A 17,785-nucleotide genomic window follows, 5' to 3' on the forward strand; every position below is an offset into this window, starting at 1 on the left:
GTGCCGCGGCCTCGTCGATGGTCGACGACGTGTCGGAGGGGGTCTCGGCGACGACAGGGGCGTCGGGGACGGAGGCCGGTACCGGGTGCGCGGGCAGGCTCGCGTCGAGCTCAGCGTGGTCGACAGGGCCCCAGGGCTCCAGGTCGCGGACGAGCTCCGCCGGGCTGTGCGGGCCGTCGTCGTGCGGGCCGAGGGTCACCGCGCACAGCGTGTCGAGGTCGTTCGGCACGCCGGGGACCAGCTCGGCGGGAGGAACCATCGTCCCGCCCACGACGGGCGCGGCCCACGGGCCGTCCGGCGAACCGGGCCGGCGGCCGGTCAGGGCGACGTAGAGCAGTGCGACGAGGGCGACGGTGTCGGCGCGGGTGGTCGACCGGGCATCGCCGAGACCGTGCTCGCGCAGCTCCCCGTCGATCCCGAGACCGGAGACGACGACGCCGGTGGGGCTGATGTGCACGGTCGTCGGGCGCAGGGCCAGGTGGTGGACCCCGCGGCGTCGGGCCGTCTCCAGGGCGACCGCGGCCTCGCCGACGATCGCTCGCGCCTGGTCGGCGGGGAGCGGGCCCCGCGCGGTGAGCTCGGCGAGGGTGTGTCCCGGTGCCCGTTCGGTCACGACGTAGGGCAGGCCCTCGTGGTCCCCGACGTCCAGCACCCGCAGCAGTCGCGGGTCGGTGACCAGCGCGGCGCGCCTGGCCCCGTCCTGCGCCTCACGCACCCGTCCGGACCGCAGCACCGTCGCGGTCACCTCGCGGTCGAGGATCTGGTCCTGGGCGAGCCAGCGCTCCACCCCGGGCAGATCGGTCCCGACGGGGTGGTCGAGGCGGTAGCGGGCCGCCAGGAGCGTCCCGTGCCCGAGGACGACGTCCACCTGCTCACCTCCACGATCCGGGCTCGGACGGGGGTGTCGGAGCCCCGCCCGACCCATCGTACGGTGGAGGAGCGTGCGCGCAGGGGCGGCGACGGCGTCGAGCTCCTCGACCTTCATGAGGCGCAGCGCGATCACGTCGACCGTCAGCATCACCACGCCGACCATGACGCACACGGCCATCGCGGGGAGCATCCCGAGGGTGGCGGGGTCGCCCAGCAGGCCGACGAGCGGCCACCCCGCCGCCGCCGCGAGCGCTGCGGCGAGGACGGCCTTGGCGTACATCACGAGGATCCTGCGCCCCGTCCCGCCGAGCCGGGTGCGCAGCGTCAGGCCGCCCCAGGCGGCCCCGAGCCCATAGGACAGCGCCATCGACGCGCCCGCACCGGCCACCCACCAGCTCGCGGGAAGCGTGAGGGCAGCGAGCAGCGCGCCGGCCGCGACGACGCCTGCCATCGCGACCTGGATCCAGAACAGGCCCTTGGCGTCCTCGTTGGCGTAGTAGATCCGCTGGGTCAGGGACCACGCGCCCAGTGCGGGCAGGCCGAGGCTGAAGAGCGCGATGACCGGGGCGAACGAGGCGGCCTCCGCCGGGCTCACGGCGGGGTTGATCGCGCGGACGAGCGGGAGGGCGACCACGGCGAGCACGGCCGCCGCCAGGACGGTGAAGAGTCCGAGCAGCCGCAGCCCGCGGGAGGCGTCCTCGCGCATGCTCGCCGTGTCCCCGGCAGCGGCGTGACCAGACAGCCGGGTGAACATCGAGGTCAGCAGCGAGACCGTCACGAGGGAGTGCGGAAGCATGAACACCAGGAAGGAGAAGTCGTAGGCGATCTTCCCGGCGACATGGGCACCGTCGACGATCTGCTGGTCGGCTGCCGAGGCCAGACGAGAGATCGCGACGACACCGACCTGGCCCACGAGCAGGGCGCCGAAGGTCCACCCGGCGACCCGTCCCGCAGTGCCGAGACCGGCACCGCGCCAGTCCCAGCGCATGCGGTACCGGAAGCCTGAGCGGCGCAGCGGGATGATCAGCACGAGGGACTGGGCGATGATCCCGAGCGTCGCCACGCCACCGAGCAGCGCGATGGGCCCAGCGCCCCAGTCCCCCGGTCGAGCGAGCGGTCCGGTCGGGTCGTAGCGGCCGAACACCGCGATGAAGACCCCGAAGCCGACGATCGAGATGAGGTTGTTGAGCACGGGCGCCCACATGAGGGGGCCGAAGCTCCCGCGCGCGTTGAGCACCTGACCGAGGAGCGTGTAGAGCCCGTAGAAGAACACCTGCGGGATGCACCAGAGGGCGAATGCCGTCGCGAGGTGGATGTAGTCGGGGTTGACCGAGGTCGCCACGACGCGTACCACGAGCGGTGCCGCGGCGGTCAGCAGGACGGTGGCCCCCGCCAGCAGGGTGAGCGACAACGTGAGCAGGCGGTCGACGTACTCCTGACCCTGCTCCGTGCGGTACGCACGGACCACCTGGGGAACCAGCACGGCGTTGACCAGCCCGCCCGCGATGAGCATGTAGAGCATGTTCGGCAGGGTGTTGGCGATCCCGAACGCGCCGGCGGCCTGCACGTTCGCGCCGACCGCCGCGACGAGCACCGCCGTGCGCACGAGCCCGAGGACCCGGGAGACGGCCGTGCCGGCGGCCATCACACCGGTGCCCTTGCCCAGTCGTGACTCGCCGGCTGTCACGACTCCTCCTGGTCCTCTGAGGCGAGCGGCTCGGGTTGACCGGCGGCCGCCGCGCGGTCCGCACGGGTCCCTCGCGCGCGGCGTGCGGTGCGGACCAGGCCGATGACGAGCCCCAGAGCGAGCAGCCCGCCGATCACCGCCGTGCCGATGTTCTCCCACTCGGCGCGGACGCGGACGGTCAGCCGCGTGGAGGAGTCCACCACCACGCCGGAGGGTGTCGAGAGCTCGACGACGGCCTCGACGTCGGCGCTCTGCACGCCCCGCACGGGGATCGTGACGGTTGCCTCGCCCCTGGCGGGCACCACGACCTCGACCGCGCTGCCGGCGACGAGGCGGCTGTCGCCGGGGAGGAGGCGCACCAGGAGGGTCACGTCCTGGTCGAGGGCGTTGTCGACCCGCAGCGGGAGCTCACCGGAGGTCGAGAGCAGGTTCACGGTCGCGGAGGGAGGCACGGAGACCGCGGAGCGCAGCGCGGCCGTCGCGGCCTGGGAGGCGCCGATGGCCGCAGCACGGCCGTCGGGATCCGTACGCCAGGCCAGCGCCGTGACGGCGAGCCTCTCGAGGGTGACGTCGCCGACGAGCGCCTCGGGGTCGGAGCCCATGGTGGCGATGCTCTCGCGGGCGTCGAGGGCAGCGGCCGAGCGTGCGAGCTCGGCGGAGCTCACCTCGTCGGGGTCGATCTCCTGCTGAGGGAGCGTGCCGCGGTCGACGGCCGGGACCTCACGCGCGGCGAGCTCGGAGACCGGGACGAGGTCGACCCAGGGGGCCGCCTCGATCGCGGACAGCTGTGCATCGGTGACGTCGGCCGACGGCGACCAGGTGCGGGAGAGGGTGGCCAGCACGTGCCGACCGTCGCTCGGGCGTTCGCGGGTGATGATCGCCAGCTCGGCGAGCACGTCGGCCGCGGCCGTCGCGGGCGTGAGCTGGGCGGCGCCGCCCGCGTCAGCCTCCTCCGCCGTCATCCCGGTCTCCAGGCTGGTGGAGAGCTCGGGGTCGGGGACCAGCAGGTCGACGGTCGTCGTGCCGACGGTGGCGCCCGCGAGGCCGGTCGGGGTGTACGTCAGGACGCTCGGCGGGAGCAGCTCACCCGGCGAGACGACGACGGCTCGGGACCCGCCGGCGGAGACCTCCAGCGCGGTGGTGAGGTCCGTCGTCGCCGCGCCGGGCCAGGCGAGGACCTCGCTCGACCGCAGGCCCAGCGCGCTCGCCTCGGCCTCCGAGAGCTCCCACGCGAGGCGGCTCAGCTCTGTCGCACCCGTGTGGGCCAGCGCCGAGGTGTCCGCGTCACCCCAGGGCAGGAGCTGGACCTCGCGTCCCTCGCTCGCGGCCACGACCTCCTCGGCCCAGGCCGGACCCGTGGCCGACCCGCCGGCGGACGCCGTGGCGAGGAGGGAGGGGTCGACGGCCCAGGTGACGTCGGGATGGGACGCCGTCGCGGTGAGCAGCCGGTCGAGGCGGCCACCGCTCGTGGTCTGGTCGGCGATGGTGCTCGCGGCGGTGCTGCTCGGATCCGGTGAGGTGAACGGCACCAGGATGCTGAGCGTGGTGGGCGTGACCTCCTGGGCGGGGAACCACAGGGCGAAGGTCCGCATGATGCCGAGGCGGATGCGGGTCGGGTCCGCGGCGTCGACGACCTCGACGGCGAGTCCGCGCGCCCCCCACGACGAGGACGAGGACGGCAGACCGACGGAGGCCGCGGGGACCGTCAGGGTCGCCGAGGCGGAGGACCCGACGGCGAGCGGGGCGGCGAGGTCGACCTGGAGGACGGTGGTTCCCGCCGCGTCGTAGGGACCGGCGTCCCGCCAGGTGTCGAGGGAGCTGCGCGAGAGGAAGCTCGAGCGGTCGAGGTCGACGAGCACGCGCGGTTCGGTCACCGGCGTGGTGCCCGTGTTCGTCAGGGTGACCGCGAGGGTCAGGTCCTCACCCGGCGTGAGGACCTGCGGGTCGATCCGGTTCACCGAGACCGTCACCGGGAGCGGTGAGCCCGCCGTGGTGCTCGCGCCCTCAGTCGCGCCGGCGGTCGCGGCCGGGACCGCGAGCAGGCCGAGGGCCAGCAGCCCCGCGAGCAGCACCCCCGGCAGCCCTCGCAGCGTGGCGACCGGTTCGGTGCGTGCCTGCCTCATGCGTCGTCGTGCAGGGCCGAGCGGGCGGCGGCGGCGAGCCGGCGCTCGTTCGGGTAGGCCAGCCGGTGGGGCAGGTCGGTCATCCGCACCCAGGCGACGTCCTCGGCCTCGCGGTCGGGGTCTCCCTCGACCGTCAGGAGCCCGCCCACCGCGCGGAGGAGGAAGTGGTGGACGACCTTGTGCACGCGGCGGTCGTCGCCGGTGAACCAGTAGTCGATCGTGCCGAGGGCGCGGACGACGAGGCCGTCGATCCCGGTCTCCTCGGCGATCTCGCGGATCGCCGCCTCCTCCGGGGTCTCCTGCCCTTCGAGGTGGCCCTTCGGCAGGCACCACTCCAGGCGCCCCGCGCGGTTGCGTCGAGCGATGACCGCGGCACGGGGCTCGCCGGTGCTCGTCTCGACCACGAGCCCGCCTGCAGAGGTCTCCTCCACGATGGGCAGCGCCGGTGCGCTCCTGGCGGGGACCGGCCGCACCCTGCGCAGGGCGTGCCCTCCCGGCGGTGTGGGCACGGCCCCACCGGGATGCGCTGCGCTGGCGGACATGCCGACACTGTATCGAGCGCTGCTGGGACCGACCTGCCCGGACGTCTGGCACGCTGGTATGCCGTGTCCCCTTCCTCGCCGCAGCCCGGTTCCCGCGCCTCAGGTCCCGTTCCCTCTCCGGAGCGGGATCTCGCTGCCCTGCAGCGCCGGGCGGTCGGTGTCCTGACGACGATGGCACCCGCTGCGCTCGAGCTCGGAGGCGTCTTCGCCGCCGCGGGCCACGAGCTCGCGCTCGTCGGCGGACCGGTGCGGGACGCCTTCCTCGGCAGGGCGAGCGCGGACCTGGACTTCGCGACCTCCGCGACCCCCGAGCAGAGCGAGGCGCTGCTGGCCGCCTGGGCCGACGCCCACTGGGACATCGGACGGGAGTTCGGCACCATCGGCGCCCGGCGCTTCGGCCGTGAGGGTTCGGCCGATGTCGTGGTGGAGGTCACCACCTACCGCACCGACGCCTACGAGCAGGGCTCACGCAAGCCCGTCGTCGCCTTCGGCGACACCCTCGACGGCGATCTCTCGCGTCGTGACTTCACGGTCAACGCGATGGCCGTCCGGCTTCCCGACCTCGTCTTCGTCGACCCCTTCGACGGACTGGCCGATCTCGCCGCCGGAGTGCTGCGCACCCCCGTCACGGCCGAGCAGTCCTTCGACGACGACCCGCTGCGGATGATGCGGGCCGCGCGGTTCACCGCCCAGCTCGGGATGGGCCTGAGCCCCGACGTGGCGGAGGCGCTCACGGCGATGGCCGGCCGGATCGAGATCGTCTCGGCGGAGCGGGTGCGCGACGAGCTCACCAAGCTCATGCTCGCCGCCGACCCGCGGCCCGGCCTGGAGGTCCTCGTCGACAGCGGTCTCGCCGCGCACGTCCTGCCGGAGCTCCCCGCGCTCCAGCTCGAGATCGACGAGCACCACCGGCACAAGGACGTCTACCAGCACTCGCTCACGGTGCTCGCCCAGGCCATCGAGCTCGAGACGGGAACGCTGGAGGACCCGACCGGGCCGGTTCCCGGCCCCGACCTGGTGCTGCGGCTCGCCGCGCTGCTGCACGACTGCGGAAAGCCGGCGACCCGCCGCTTCGAGGCGGGCGGCGGGGTCAGCTTCCACCACCACGAGGTCGTCGGCGCCAAGCTCGTGGCCAAGCGGCTCAAGGCCCTGCGCTTCGACAAGGAGACCGTGCAGGCCGTCGCACGCCTCACCGAGCTGCACCTGCGCTTCCACGGCTACGGCGAGGTCGCCTGGTCCGACTCGGCCGTGCGGCGGTACGTCACCGACGCCGGCCCGCTGCTCGAGAGACTGCACCGGCTCACGCGCTCGGACTGCACCACCCGTAACCGGCGCAAGGCGGACCGTCTCTCCTTCGCCTACGACGACCTCGAGGCGCGTATCGCCGAGCTGCGGGAGCACGAGGAGCTCGCCGCGATCCGCCCCGACCTCGACGGGACGCAGATCATGGCGATCCTCGGGATCGGCCCGGGACGTGAGGTGGGCGAGGCGTACCGCTTCCTGCTGGACCAGCGGATGGAGAAGGGCCCGCAGGAGCCGGAGGTCGCGGAAGCGGCGCTGCGCGCGTGGTGGGCGGAGCGCTCGGCCGGCGATCCGGCCTGAGCCCGGCTCAGCGGCGGACCACCAGCAGGCAGACGTCGTCCTCCTGGCTCGGGCCGAGCAGCTCGGCGACGAGCCGGTCGCGGACCTCGCTCGCGGGCAGGTCGTCCGGCAGGGCACGGACCGCCGCGTGCAGCTCGGCAAGGCCCTGACGCAGCGGCCGGTCGCGCCGTTCCACCAGCCCGTCCGAGAAGGCGATCAGGGTCGATCCCGCCGGGAAGGCCGCTTCCGCCTGGGCGAGCCCGCCGTCGAGGCTGCGCACCCCCACGGGCGTGCGCAGGGCCGCGTCCAGGACCTGCACGGAGCCGTCCGGCAGCCGCAGGAGCGGTGCGGGATGACCGGCCCTGCTGTACTGAAGGACCTCGCCGCGCAACCGCAGGTACACGCAGGTGGCCACCTGGGCCATGCCCATCCCGCGCACGAGCTCGTCGAGGCGCTCGACGACCCGGCCGGTCGACTCCCCGCTCCAGGCGTACGAGCGCAGCACCGAGCGCAGCTGACCCATCGCAGCGGCGGCCTTCATGTCGTGGCCCACGACGTCACCGACCGCGAGCCCCGTCGACCCGTCCGGCAGGGGCAGGACGTCGAACCAGTCGCCGCCGACCTCGGCGAGCTGCGCGGAGGGGAGGTAGCCGGCGGCGATGTCGAGACCGTCGATCGTCGGGAGGTCGGGGAGGAGCTGGCGCTGGAGCGTCAGGGCGATCTCCCGTTCGCGCTCGTAGAGCCGGACGTTGTCGAGCCCGAGGCCCGCGCGGTGCGCCACGTGCGCCGTGGTCACGACCTCGTGCTCGGTGAAGGGCGCGTCAGGACCGCGGACCAGGACGAGCACCCCGATCACCCGGGACCGGGCGCGCAGCGGCACGACCAGCGCCTCGCCGAGCCCGAGCCGGTGCAGCAGCTCGAGCTGGGCAGGGGTCGTGCGGCCCGGCAGGCTCGCGACGTCGACCCGCTCGGGCCGTGGCATCTCGTCGGGGGGCGCGCTCAGGGCTGCCGTCACCCGAGGGGAGCGCAGCAGCCAGGAGGGCTCGAGACCCTCGAGGTCCGCCGCGTCCTGGGCCCGCGCGGGGTCCGTCACGGCGAGGTGCACGGCACGGAAGCGCCCGCGCTCGCCGAGCACGGCGACGAATCCCCAGTCGGCCAGCCGCGGGACCGTGATGTCCGCAAGGGCGCGCACCGCGCCGGCATGGTCCAGGTGGGTCGCGAGCCCGTCGGTGACGGCTGCCAGCAGGGCGAGCCGTGCTCCGTCGTCGCGCGCCGCGGCGAGCTGCTCCTCGCGGGAGATCTGCGCCTCGACCCGCTCGGTGACGTCGGCCTGGATGCCCACGAAATGGGTGACCTCCCCGTCGGCTCCCAGCACGGGGCTCACGACGACCTGGTTCCAGAAGGACGATCCGTCCTTGCGGTAGTTGAGCAGCGTGTCGGCGAAGGTCTCCCCGGCGGCGAGGGCCGAGCGGATCCGCTGCACGGTGGCGGGATCGGTGTCCACGCCCTGAAGGAACCGGCAGTTGCGACCGAGCACCTCGTCCGCGCGGTAGCCGGTGACCTCCTCGAAGGCGGGGTTGACCCAGACCAGGGGGTTGTCCGGCAGGTGGGGGTCGGAGAGCGTGAAGGACAGCTCGCTCGCGGCCGCCGCACGCAGGTGCAGCTCCGGCCCCAGGCCGATGCCGAGGGAGTCAGGCATCGGCGTCGCGGGGCTCGGCTCGGTCACGCGGCGATGCTAGGCGGGTGAGCCGGGGGACGTCATCCCTCCTGCTCCGCCGCGTCCCGTCCGGCGCGGTCCTCCGCGTCGTGGCGCACGGTCGCGCGGCGGTAGACGACCGCGAGGACGAGGTACACGACGGCGAGGCCGGTGAAGGTCGGTCGCGACCAGCCGGTGTCCGGCAGGGCGACCGCTGCCAGTGCCGCGGCGCCGACGAAGGCCGCGTTGTAGAGCACGTCGTAGAAGGCGAAGGCGCGGCCGCGGTACTCGTCGGCGGTGTCGCGCTGGACGATCGTGTCCACCGCGATCTTGGCGCCCTGGGCCGTGAGCCCCAGCAGCACCGAGCCGGCGAGAATCGCTGGGCGGGCGACCGTCACCGCGAGCAGGGCCTGGCTCGCGGCACCGACGCTCAGGCACAGGACGATCCAGGCCGATGGGCTCATCCGCTCGTGGGCGATCGGCGTGAGCACCACCGCGAGCCCGAAGCCCACGGCTGTCGCTGCGTAGACCGTGGCGAAGGTGGCCAGCCCGGCGGCCGCGTCCGTGGGGTCGGAGAGCAGGTTGCGTGAGATGAGGATGCTCGCGATGAACACGGCGCCGAAGACGAAGCGGTGAACCGACATGACGCCGAGCGCCCAGGCCGGGGTCCTGCGGCCGACGAGGTAGCGAGCGCCCTCGCCCAGTCCGCGGCCGACCTCGCGCACGCGCTCCCAGGTCTCCATCGCCCCGGCCAGCCGATCGGGGCCCAGCCGGCCGGCCGGCAGGCGCAGGGCGAGGGCGGAGGCGCCGGCGAAGAGCGCAGCGGCCCCGGCGAGCACGGCGACGTCGTGCACGGTGCCGGCGGGGACGACGAGACCGGCGACGAGGCCGAGGGCTGCCCCGACACCGGCGGCCACCGTCCCGAGGGTCGGGGTGATCGCGTTGGCCATGAGGAGCTGGTCCCGAGGGACCACGCGTGGCAGCCCGGCGGACAGGGCCGAGAGCAGGAAGCGGTTGATCGAGAGCGTGATCAGGGTCAGGGCGTAGACGGCGGGCCCCACCCCCACCGTCCCGAGCAGTCCGGCGATCGCGAGGGTCAGCAGGACGCGGACGGCGTTGCCGACCAGCAGGACCTGGCGTCGACGCCATCGGTCGAGCAGGACCCCGGCCCAGGGACCGACGACGGTGAACGGGAGGAGGAGGACGGCGAAGGCCGCGGCGACGTCCCCTGCGGTGGTCAGGCGCTCGGGTGCGAAGAAGAAGAGGGTCGCGAGGCCCGCCTGGAAGGCGCCGTCCCCGGTCTGGGAGACCATGCGGATCGCCAGGAGCTTGCGGTAGTCGCGGTGCTGCGCCACGACCCGGAGGTCACCCAGCGCGCTCACCGGTGAAGGCTAGCGCAGGGCCCCGAGCGCACCCGCACCCGGGGACGAGAACGGGGAGGGCCCGCGTCGTCGTGCGACGCGGACCCTCCCCATCGTCAGGCGGTGCTCAGCACGGCCCGTGCGGGCCTGCCGAGGCGGTGCTCAGCGCTCGTTCGTCCCGGCGATGAACGCCTCGAGAGCTGCCCGGCCCTTGGTGTCCTCCATCTGGACCGGCGGCGACTTCATGAAGTACGTCGCGGCCGAGAGGATCGGACCACCGATGCCACGGTCCTTGGCGATCTTCGCCGCGCGGAGCGCGTCGATGATGACACCGGCCGAGTTGGGCGAGTCCCACACCTCGAGCTTGTACTCGAGGTTCAGGGGGACGTCACCGAAGGCGCGACCCTCGAGGCGCACGTACGCCCACTTGCGGTCGTCGAGCCAGGCGACGTAGTCCGACGGGCCGATGTGGACGTTGCGGTCCTCCTTCTTGCCGGACAGCGGGCCGTCGTCCAGGTTCGAGGTGACCGACTGCGTCTTGGAGAGCTTCTTGGACTGCAGGCGGTCGCGCTCCAGCATGTTCTTGAAGTCCATGTTGCCGCCGACGTTGAGCTGGTACGTCCGGTCGAGGATGACTCCGCGGTCCTCGAACAGGCGCGCCAGGACGCGGTGCGTGATGGTCGCGCCGACCTGGGACTTGATGTCGTCACCGACGATCGGGACACCGGCGGCCTCGAACTTCGCGGCCCACTCGGGGTCGGAGGCGATGAAGACCGGCAGGGCGTTGACGAAGGCGACGCCCGCGTCGATGGCGCACTGGGCGTAGTACTTGGCTGCGATCTCCGACCCGACGGGCAGGTAGCAGATCAGCACGTCGGCCTTGGCGTCGGTGAGCGCCTTGACGATGTCGACCGGCTCGGCGTCCGACTCCTCGATGGTCTCGCGGTAGTACTTGCCGAGACCGTCGTTGGTGACACCGCGCTGGACGGTCACGCCGAGCGGCGGGACGTCGGCGATCTTGATGGTGTTGTTCTCGCTGGCGCCGATGGCCTCCGAGAGGTCGAAGCCGACCTTCTTGGCGTCCACGTCGAACGCGGCCACGAACTCGATGTCGGAGACGTGGTACGGGCCGAGCTGGACGTGCATGAGCCCCGGAACCTTGCTCTGGGGGTCGGCGTCCGCGTAGTAGTGGACGCCCTGCACCAACGACGCGGCGCAGTTGCCGACGCCCACGATGGCGACGCGGATCGAACTCATCGTCGTTCCTCGATTCCTCGCTGCGGCGACCCGGGGTCGCCCTGTGTGTCGGAGTCGGCCGGCCGGCCGCTCCCGGTCCGTTCGCGACGGGTGTCGCGTTCGTTGTCGATCAGGCCGTCGAGCCACTTGACCTCGCGTTCGACCTGTTCCAGGCCGTGCCGCTGCAGCTCGAGGGTGTACTCGTCGACGCGCTCGCGGGTCCGTGCCGCAGAGGTACGGACCTGGTCGAGACGTTCGGCCAGGCGCGTGCGGCGTCCCTCGAGGATCCGCAGGCGCGTCTCGGCGTCGGTCTGCGCGAAGAACGCGAACCGGACGTCGAAGTGCTCGTCCTCCCATGCGGCGGGGCCGGCGTTGGCCAGCATCTCCGCGAGGTGCTCCTTGCCGTCGGCGGTCATCTCGTAGACGATCCTCGCCCGCTTCCCCGACAGCGCGTGCGGCGGGGGCGAGGCGGTGTCGACGCCGGCGATGAGCTCGCGCTCGACCAGGCTCTTGAGGGCCGGGTAGAGCGAGCCGTACGACAGGGCGCGGAAGGAGCCGAGCAGGAGGTTGAGCCGCTTGCGCAGCTCGTAGCCGTGCATGGGAGCTTCCTGGAGGAGGCCGAGGATGGCGAGATCGAGGATCTCGGACTTGCTGCGCATCTCGTCACCTCCCCTTCCTGTCGGTCGCGCTCGTCGATGGAACGCGTCGATCCAACTCACCGATGTATCGAACTGATACATCGGGAGACTAGCACCGGTCTCTTCCGACGCAAGGACCGGCGCGTGGTGGCCCGGTCTGCGGACGCCCCGCGGCCCCCCGCCGCGACGGGATCGGGCCTGCCCGGCGCGGTTCCCGCCCATCTCCCCCGCCGCTTCTGCACGACGTGCACACGCCGAGTCCGCATACTGGGGGGCTGGACCTGTCCCCCATCACCGATGCGGTCCCGCCGGTGAGGCGGACCGACGTCGACCGGAAGGTAGCCCGTGGCCACACCCCCGTCCTCGAACGGGCCCGCCCGCCCGGGTGGCCCTCAGCGCCGGAGCGTGCTCGGCGCCGGCGCCGCCACCCCTGGCGCCGCGCGCGGAAGCGGTCCCGCTCCCGCGCAGCCGGCCGGGCAGGCACGCTCCGCGGCGACGCGCTCCGGCGCGCGGCGCTCGCGCCGTCGTCTGATCGACTACCCCCGGCAGGGCAAGCGCGGCGTGCGCCGGTGGCTGCCCTCGTGGCGGCTCGTGCTCGGCACCGTGCTCACGGTGATCGCCCTCGGCATGGGTGCCTTCGTCGGCCTGTACGTCACCACGCCGATCCCGAGCCCTGCCGACTTCGCGGAGGCGCAGACCACGACGGTCTACTTCGCCGACGGCACGACCGAGATGGGCAGCTTCGGGGTGCAGAACCGCGTGATCGTCGACAAGGACGAGATCCCGCAGCACATGAAGGACGCCGTCGTCGCCGGCGAGGACCGCACCTTCTACACGAACCCCGGCATCGACCCGATCGGGATCGCCCGAGCCTTCTACACGAACGTCACCGGCGGCAGCCGCCAGGGCGGCTCCTCGATCACGCAGCAGTACGCCGAGCGCTTCTACTTCGACGACACGGTGACGGACTACAAGGGCAAGCTGCGCGAGGCGATCCTCGCGATCAAGCTCGACCGCGCGCAGGACAAGGACGAGATCGTCTCGAACTACCTCAACACGATCTACTTCGGCCGGGACTCCTACGGGGTGGAGACCGCCGCGCAGTCGTACTTCGGGGTCGCGGCCACGGACCTGACGGTCTCCCAGTCGGCATTGCTCGCCGGGGTGGTGCCCTCCCCGAACAACTTCGACCCGCGCGTCTCGACCGAGCAGGCCGAGCGGCGGTGGACCTACGTGCTCGACGGCATGGTCGAGATCGGCGCGCTGACCCAGGCGGAGCGTGACGCCCAGGTCTTCCCCGAGACCATCGAGTACTCGCGGTCGGACACCTTCGCCGGCCCGACCGGGTACCTGCTGAAGATGGCGCAGGACGAGATCCTCGCGACCACTCCCCTGACGGAGGACGACCTGCTGCGCCGCGGCTACACGATCGTCACGACGATCGACCCGGCCCTCCAGCAGGCGGCGGTCGACGCCGTCGGACGGATGCCGGAGGACCGTCCGGAGAACGTGCACGTCGCGGTGGTCACCCTCGACCCGACCGACGGCGCGATCCAGGCGCTGTACGGCGGGGCCGACTACCTCACCCAGGCGAACAACGACGCGACCCAGGCGGTCGCGCAGGCGGGCTCGACCTTCAAGCCCTTCACCCTCGCCGCCTACCTGGAGAACGAGGGCTCGCTCAAGTCCACCTACTCCGGGCAGAACCGGATCGCCGTGGAGGGCTTCCCCGACGGGGTCCGCAACTACGGTGACTCCTCCTACGGGACGATCAGCGTCGTCGACGCGACGGCCGACTCGGTCAACGCGGTCTACGCCCAGCTCAACGTCGAGGTCGGCCCGGACAAGACTCTCGACGCGGCGATCCGGGCCGGCGTCCCCGAGGACGCTCTCGGCATGGGGACCGAGGTCTCCAACGTCCTCGGCACCGCCTCCCCGCACCCGATCGACATGGCCCACGCCTACAACACCTTCGCCGCCGAGGGGCTGCGGACCGACCCGTTCATCGTGCGCTCGGTGACGACCCTCGCCGGGGAGCTCGTGCACTCGGGCGGGACCACGCCGACGCGGCAGTTCGAGAGCGATGTCGTCGCCGACGTCACGTACGCGCTGCAGCAGGTCACGGCCGCCGGCGGGACGGCGACGCAGGCCGGGGCGATCGGCTACCCCGTCGCGGGGAAGACCGGGACGTCGAACGACAACAAGTCGGCCTGGTTCGTCGGCTACACGCGCCAGCTCACGACGGCGGTCGCGCTCTTCCAGTCCGGCCCGAACGGAGAGACGGAGTCCATCACGCCCTTCGGTGGCTACCGGTTCATCACCGGTGGATCGGTCCCGGCCGACGTCTGGGCGGACTACATGGAGGTCGCGATGGCGGGCCGCGAGGTCGAGGAGTTCCCCCCGCCCGCCTACGTCGGGACGTCCAACGTCCCCCAGCCGATCGCCATCCCCGACGTCGTCGGCAAGACGGAGGCCGAGGCGCGGACGGACCTGGGTGCCGCGGGGTTCGCCGTGGAGGCCGTGCGGGCGAACAGTCCCGACGTGCCCGTGGGCCTCGTCGTCTCGACCGACCCGAGCGGGGAGGCCCTGCGCGGAGCGACGATCACGATCACCGTCTCCGACGGACCGGGACTGACCACCGTTCCCGACGTCGTCGGCCGATCGTCGGACGAGGCGCGCTCCACCCTGCAGAACGCCGGCTTCACGGTGCGGGTGAGCGAGGAGGCGGACCCGGACGTCCCGGAGGGCGACGTCGTCTCGACGGACCCGAGCCCCGGTTCCTCGGTCAGCCCCGGCTCGACCGTGACGATCGTGGTGTCCACCGGTCCCGAGATCGCGCCGAGCCCGACGCCCACGCCGACCCCGACGCCGACCCCGACGGACGTCTCGGTCCCCGTGCCGACCGTCGGGACGGGCAACGGGAACGCCGGCGGGTCCTCCGGGGGCTGAGTCGTCCGTCCCCGGCCCGCGAGGTGCCGGGTCGGCGGTCGGTGAACCGAGATCCGCAGGTGGTCCTCGCGCTCGTCGTCACCCGGTAGGATGGGCGGCTGCTGCCCGGGTGGCACGGCGCCTATCGCCGAGGACGACCCGGACCGGCTGACGCAACACCCTCCTGTCACGGAGAGACCGTGACCGCTGAGTCCACAGGAGGTGGGTATCCGCATGCGTCGTTACGAGATGATGGTCATCCTTGACCCTGACATCGAGGAGCGCACCGTCGCTCCGTCCCTCGACAAGTACCTCTCGGTGATCACCACCGCAGGTGGCTCGATCGACAAGGTCGACATCTGGGGCCGGCGTCGCCTGGCCTACGAGATCAACAAGAAGCCCGAGGGCATCTACGCCGTCGTCGACTTCACCGCCGAGCCGGCCACGGCCAAGGAGCTGGACCGTCAGCTCGGGCTGAACGAGGCCGTCCTGCGCACGAAGGTCATGCGTCCCGACGCCAAGTGAGCGTCTGCTGATCTGCTGTCCGACCGCACTGCACTGACCGAACCGAGGAGCTGGCATGGCTGGTGACACCGTCATCACGGTGATCGGGAACCTGACCGGGGACCCTGAGCTTCGTTTCACGCCGTCCGGAGCGCCCGTCGCGAACTTCACGATCGCCTCGACGCCCCGCACGTTCGACCGTCAGAGCAACGAGTGGAAGGACGGCGACACGCTGTTCATGCGCTGCTCGATCTGGCGTGAGGCTGCCGAGAACGTCGCCGAGACCCTCACCAAGGGCACTCGCGTGATCGCCTCCGGTCGCCTCGTCCAGCGGTCCTACGAGACCCGCGAGGGTGAGAAGCGGACCGTCGTCGAGCTCCAGGTCGACGAGATCGGACCGTCCTTGCGGTACGCGTCGGCCAAGGTGACCCGCGCCCAGCGCTCCGGCGGTGGCGGCGGGTTCTCCGGTGGAGGCCAGCAGAGCAGCGGCGGCAACAGCATGGACAACGACCCGTGGGCCACGCCCGCGCCGTCCTCCGGTGGCTCGCAGTCGTACGACGAGCCTCCTTTCTGATCACCCGTTGATTTCCATCCCGGGCCGTCGTCCCTGACGGCAGGTCCGGGCTCCACCAAAGGAGCACCACGATGGCCAAGCCCGTCATCCGCAAGCCCAAGAAGAAGCAGAACCCGCTGAAGGTCGCGAAGATCGATGCGGTCGACTACAAGGACACCGCGCTGCTGCGCAAGTTCATCTCCGACCGCGGGAAGATCCGCGCTCGCCGGGTGACCGGTGTCTCCGTCCAGGAGCAGCGTGCGATCGCACGGGCCGTGAAGAACGCCCGTGAGATGGCCCTGCTGCCCTACTCCAGCTCCGCCCGCTGAGGAGGCGACCACGATGGCAAAGCTCATCCTCACGCACGAGGTGACCGGCCTGGGTGCTCCCGGCGACGTGATCGAGGTCAAGGACGGGTACGCCCGCAACTACCTCCTTCCGCGTGGCCTGGCGACCGCCTGGACCAAGGGTGCCGAGAAGCAGATCGCCGGGATCCGCAAGGCCCGCAAGGCCCGCGAGATCGCGACGCTCGACGACGCGAAGGCGGTGCGCGACTCGCTTCAGTCGAAGCCCGTCGTCGTGACGGCTCGCGCCGGCGCGTCCGGTCGGCTCTTCGGTGCCGTGACGACCTCGGAGATCGCTGCTGCGGTCACCGCGGCCGGCGGCCCCGCGATCGACAAGCGCAAGGTCGAGATCGGTCAGCCGATCAAGTCCATCGGTGACTTCCAGGTGCAGGTCCGTCTGCACACGGACGTCTCCGCGCAGATCGACGTCCGGGTGGTCCCGGAGGCCTGAGCCTCCCGCACCCGCCACGACGGCCCGGTCCCCTCGGGGGCCGGGCCGTCGTGCTGTCCTGGCGGCAGTCGGATCAGGTGCGGGGGTCGAGCCAGGCCGTCCCGCGGACCCGCAGGCCCGTGGTGATCGCGCGGGCCAGCATGAAGAGCCCGGCGAAGGCGATCCACAGCCAGAGCAGGCCGGCCGTCCCGCCGGGCGCCCACGCCCGGACCGCGAGGGCAGCCGGTGCGTACACGACGAGGGTGAGCATCCCCACGGCGGCGAGGTAGCGCCCGTCCCCGGCACCGATGAGCACCCCGTCCAGGACGAACACCCAGCCGGCCATCGGCATCGTCACCGCCGCGACGAGAAGCGCTGCGGTGACGGCTGTGTGCACGGCGGGGTCCTCGGTGAACAGCCGGGCCGTCCACGGTGCCGTCGCGCCGACGACGACGCCGAGCAGGGCACCGGCGGTCGTCCCCCAGCGCAGCACGCGGCCGACGACGGCGCGCGCGACGGCCGGGTCGGCCGCACCGAGGGAGTGACCCACCAGGGCCTGGGCGGCGATGGCCAGGGCGTCGAGGGCGAGGGCCGTCAGTCCCCAGATCGCCCCGACGGCCTGATGCCCGGCGAGCGTGACGGCGCCGAGGCCGGCCGCCACCCACGCCGAGAGGAGCATCGCGCCGCGCAGCGAGGCGGTGCGGACCAGCAGCGGGGTGCCGTCCCTCAGGCCCGAGAGCAGACCGGCCCGGCCCGGCCGCAGCGAGACCTGCGCCGCGCGCGCTCCGCCGGTCACCCGGGAGACGAGCACGGCGGCCATCAGGATCTGGGTCACCGCGGTGCCGGCGCCCGACCCGGCGACGCCGAGGCCGAGGCCGAGGACGAGGACCACCGTGAGCACCGCGTTCAGCACTGCACCCGCGGTCGCGACGACGAGCGGGGTGCGGGTGTCGAGCATCCCGCGCAGCGTCCCCGTGGCGGCCAGCACGACGAGCATCCCCGGCAGGCCAGGAGCCGACCAGCGCAGGTACGCCACCGCATCCGGGACGACCTGCTCGGGTGCGCCGAGCGCGCGGACCAGGCCAGGAGCCGCGAGCTCGAGGGCGACGGCGAGGAGCACGCCGAGACCGGCGGCCAGCCACATCCCGTCGATCCCCGAGCGCAGCGCCCTGGAGCGCTCGCCGGCGCCGAGGAGCCGCGCGACCGAGGCCGTGGTGGCGTAGGCGAGGAAGACGCACAGCCCCACGACGGTGGTCAGGACGGTGCTCGCGAGGGAGAGCCCCGCGAGGGGA

The 17,785-nt window shown here is 72.7% G+C and carries 14 protein-coding genes; 6 read left to right on the forward strand and 8 right to left on the reverse strand.

The genetic code is table 11. From position 1 onward, the window contains the following. From murJ to ABWK99_RS04415, 3 genes are all read right to left on the reverse strand, one after another. Positions 1-2,557: murein biosynthesis integral membrane protein MurJ (gene murJ, locus ABWK99_RS04405; protein ID WP_372593484.1), on the reverse strand; the 2,557-nt coding region annotated here is incomplete at its 3' end. Beyond that, positions 2,554-4,680 carry a DUF6049 family protein gene (locus ABWK99_RS04410; RefSeq protein WP_372593485.1) on the reverse strand — a complete coding sequence of 709 codons (2,127 nt, stop codon included), beginning with the start codon at positions 4,678-4,680 and terminating at the stop codon, positions 2,554-2,556. The genes murJ and ABWK99_RS04410, both read right to left, overlap by 4 nt. Continuing rightward, a complete protein-coding gene (locus ABWK99_RS04415) occupies positions 4,677-5,222 on the reverse strand; it encodes an NUDIX hydrolase (protein WP_372593486.1) in 546 nt (181 codons plus the stop codon). The genes ABWK99_RS04410 and ABWK99_RS04415 overlap by 4 nt, the downstream gene beginning before the upstream one ends. A gap of 171 nt (positions 5,223-5,393) precedes the next feature. Here ABWK99_RS04415 and ABWK99_RS04420 point away from each other — a divergent pair, with 171 nt between their 5' ends. Beyond that, complete coding sequence (locus tag ABWK99_RS04420) at positions 5,394-6,824, forward strand: CCA tRNA nucleotidyltransferase (RefSeq protein ID WP_372593487.1); 1,431 nt, start codon at positions 5,394-5,396, stop codon at positions 6,822-6,824. 7 nt (positions 6,825-6,831) lie between these two features. Here the strand turns inward: ABWK99_RS04420 and ABWK99_RS04425 are convergent, their stop codons facing one another. From ABWK99_RS04425 to ABWK99_RS04440, 4 genes are all read right to left on the reverse strand, one after another. Further along, entirely contained in the window at positions 6,832-8,529 is a 1,698-nt protein-coding gene (locus tag ABWK99_RS04425; protein WP_372593488.1) for a SpoIIE family protein phosphatase, read from the reverse strand. Between the two features lie 32 nt (positions 8,530-8,561). Next, on the reverse strand, positions 8,562-9,881 hold the full coding sequence (locus tag ABWK99_RS04430; protein WP_372593489.1) for an MFS transporter: 1,320 nt from the start codon (positions 9,879-9,881) through the stop codon (positions 8,562-8,564). A 141-nt stretch (positions 9,882-10,022) separates the two neighbouring features. Continuing rightward, the gene (locus ABWK99_RS04435) at positions 10,023-11,117 is read right to left on the reverse strand and encodes an inositol-3-phosphate synthase (protein WP_372593490.1); all 1,095 of its coding nucleotides are present in this window, start codon (positions 11,115-11,117) and stop codon (positions 10,023-10,025) included. After that, positions 11,114-11,755, reverse strand: coding sequence for a helix-turn-helix transcriptional regulator (locus tag ABWK99_RS04440; protein WP_372593491.1), 642 nt, complete (start codon positions 11,753-11,755; stop codon positions 11,114-11,116). The genes ABWK99_RS04435 and ABWK99_RS04440 overlap by 4 nt, the downstream gene beginning before the upstream one ends. Positions 11,756-12,079: 324 nt before the next feature. On the opposite strand from ABWK99_RS04440, the gene ABWK99_RS04445 reads away from it, so the two are divergent. The 5 genes from ABWK99_RS04445 to rplI all read left to right on the forward strand — a co-directional run bounded on the left by ABWK99_RS04445 (position 12,080) and on the right by rplI (position 16,514). Next, positions 12,080-14,683: a transglycosylase domain-containing protein gene (locus ABWK99_RS04445; RefSeq protein ID WP_372593492.1), complete on the forward strand. Its 2,604-nt coding sequence runs from the start codon at positions 12,080-12,082 to the stop codon at positions 14,681-14,683. A gap of 213 nt (positions 14,684-14,896) precedes the next feature. After that, positions 14,897-15,187 carry a 30S ribosomal protein S6 gene (rpsF, locus tag ABWK99_RS04450; protein WP_372593493.1) on the forward strand — a complete coding sequence of 97 codons (291 nt, stop codon included), beginning with the start codon at positions 14,897-14,899 and terminating at the stop codon, positions 15,185-15,187. A 55-nt stretch (positions 15,188-15,242) separates the two neighbouring features. Then, positions 15,243-15,740 (forward strand): single-stranded DNA-binding protein, encoded by a 498-nt coding sequence (locus ABWK99_RS04455; RefSeq protein ID WP_372593494.1) that lies wholly within the window; start codon positions 15,243-15,245, stop codon positions 15,738-15,740. Between the two features lie 71 nt (positions 15,741-15,811). Then, a complete protein-coding gene (rpsR, locus tag ABWK99_RS04460) occupies positions 15,812-16,048 on the forward strand; it encodes a 30S ribosomal protein S18 (RefSeq protein ID WP_372593495.1) in 237 nt (78 codons plus the stop codon). A gap of 13 nt (positions 16,049-16,061) precedes the next feature. Beyond that, positions 16,062-16,514 (forward strand): 50S ribosomal protein L9, encoded by a 453-nt coding sequence (rplI, locus tag ABWK99_RS04465; RefSeq protein ID WP_372593496.1) that lies wholly within the window; start codon positions 16,062-16,064, stop codon positions 16,512-16,514. Positions 16,515-16,587: 73 nt separating this feature from the next. Here the strand turns inward: rplI and ABWK99_RS04470 are convergent. After that, positions 16,588-17,785, reverse strand: a 1,198-nt coding sequence (locus ABWK99_RS04470) for an MATE family efflux transporter (protein WP_372593497.1), incomplete at its 5' end; no start/stop codon positions are given.

Origin of the sequence: Actinotalea sp. (assembly GCF_041597215.1) — a bacterium.
GTDB lineage: Bacteria > Actinomycetota > Actinomycetes > Actinomycetales > Cellulomonadaceae > Actinotalea.